The organism is Saccharothrix sp. ST-888 (assembly GCF_000955975.1).
Taxonomy (GTDB): domain Bacteria; phylum Actinomycetota; class Actinomycetes; order Streptomycetales; family Streptomycetaceae; genus Kitasatospora.
Genome location: NZ_JYJF01000242.1, coordinates 1 through 2,190 on the forward strand (window position 1 = coordinate 1; position 2,190 = coordinate 2,190).

At 73.5% G+C, this 2,190-nt stretch carries 1 protein-coding gene; it reads left to right on the forward strand.

Annotated features, from left to right (window positions below; all coding sequences use genetic code 11):
• Positions 1–17 precede the first annotated feature (17 nt).
• The coding region (locus UK12_RS32315; RefSeq protein ID WP_442973908.1) for a type I polyketide synthase at positions 18–2,190 on the forward strand (2,173 nt) is incomplete at its 3' end.

The following is a 2,190-nucleotide window of genomic DNA, read 5'->3' on the forward strand; positions in this document are numbered from 1 at the left end:
CGATCGAGTCCTGTGACGTGTCGGACCGCTCGGCGCTCGCCGAACTGCTCGACCGGGTGCCGGCCGAGCACCCGCTGACCGCCGTGATGCACACCGCCGCGGTGCTGGACGACGCGGTGATCCAGGCGCTGACGGCCGACCAGCTGGAGCGGGTGCTGCGGGTCAAGGTGGACTCCGCCCTGCACCTTCACGAACTGACGAAGCATCAGAAGCTCGCCGCCTTCGTGCTCTTCTCCTCCTTCGCGGCCACCTTCGGCGCCCCCGGGCAGGGCAACTACGCCCCCGGCAACGCCTTCCTGGACGCGCTCGCCGAGCAGCGCCGGGCCGACGGCCTGCCCGCCACCTCGGTGGCCTGGGGGCCGTGGGGCGAGGGCGGGATGGCCGAGGGCGGCGTCGGCGACCGGATGCGCCGGCACGGCATCCTGGAGATGGCGCCCGACCTGGCCGTCACCGCGCTCCAGCAGGTCCTGGACCAGGACGACACGGTGCTGACCGTCACGGACATCGACTGGGAGCGCTTCGCACTCGCCTTCACCTCGGGCCGGGTGCGCCCGCTGCTCTTCGAAGTGCCCGAGGCCGTAGCGGCGTTGAAGGACGGCGGAGCCGGACCCGAGAGCCAGGCGGCCACCGGCGGTGCACTGGCCGGACGGCTGGCCGGTGTGTCGCCCGCCGAGCGCGAGCGGATCCTGCTGGACCTGGTCACCTCCCATGTCGCGGCCGCGCTCGGCTACCCGGGCCCGGAGGCGGTCGACACCGGCCGGGCCTTCAAGGAGCTGGGCTTCGACTCGCTGACCGCCGTCGAGCTGCGCAACCGGCTCGGCGCCGCCGCGGGGATCAAGCTCCCGGCCACCCTGATCTACGACCACCCGACCTCGCTCGCGCTGGTCCGCCACCTCGACGAGGAGCTGTCGGGCGCGGCGGCCGGCATCGCGGCCCCGGTCGTGGTCAGGGCGGCCGCCGACGAGCCGATCGCGATCGTCGGCATGAGCTGCCGCCTCCCCGGCGGGGTGTCCTCGCCGGAGGACCTGTGGCAGCTGCTGGTCGCCGCCGGTGACGCCCTGTCGGAGTTCCCCGCCGACCGAGGCTGGGACCTCGACACGGTCTTCAACGCCGACCCCGACCACCAGGGCACCTCGTACATCCGCGAGGGCGGTTTCCTGCACGACGCGAGCCGCTTCGACGCCGCGTTCTTCGGGATCTCGCCGCGCGAGGCCCTCGCCATGGACCCGCAGCAGCGGCTGCTGCTGGAGACCTCCTGGGAGGCCGTCGAGCGGGCGGGCATCGACCCGACCGCGCTGCGCGGCAGCCGGACCGGTGTCTTCGCGGGCACCAACGGCCAGGACTACCTGGGCCTGCTGGCCGGTGCGGCGCACTCGGCGGAGGGCCATGTCGCCACCGGCACGGCGGCGAGCGTCGTCTCGGGACGGGTCTCGTACCTCTTCGGCCTCGAAGGCCCGGCGATGACCGTCGACACCGCCTGCTCCGCCTCCCTGGTCGCGCTGCACCTGGCCGTGCAGTCGCTGCGCAACGGCGAGTGCGACCTGGCGCTGGCCGGCGGTGTCACGGTGATGTCCACACCGGGAACCTTCATCGAGTTCAGCCGGCAGCAGGGACTCGCCTCCGACGGGCGCTGCAAGCCGTTCTCGGCCGCCGCCGACGGCTTCACCCCGTCCGAGGGGGTGGGCATGCTGCTGGTCGAGCGGCTGTCGGACGCGCGGCGCAACGGGCATCCGGTGCTGGCGGTGGTGCGGGGTTCGGCGATCAACCAGGACGGTGCGTCCAACGGTCTGACCGCGCCGAACGGGCCGTCCCAGCAGCGCGTGATCCGGCAGGCCCTGGCCGATGCCGGGCTGACGGCGGACCAGGTGGACGCGGTGGAGGCGCACGGTACGGGTACGAAGCTGGGCGACCCGATCGAGGCGCAGGCGCTGATCGCCACCTACGGCCAGGGCCGCCCCGAGGACCGTCCGCTGCTGCTCGGCTCGGTGAAGTCCAACATCGGCCATGCACAGGCGGCCGCCGGTCTGGCCGGTGTCATCAAGATGGTGGAGGCCCTGCGGCACGGCTTCCTGCCTGAGAGCATCCACCTGGACGAGCCCTCGCCGCATGTGGACTGGTCGGCGGGTGCGGTGGAGTTGCTCTCGCAGGCGCGGCCGTGGCCGGAGACGGGGGAGCTGCGCCGGGCGGGTG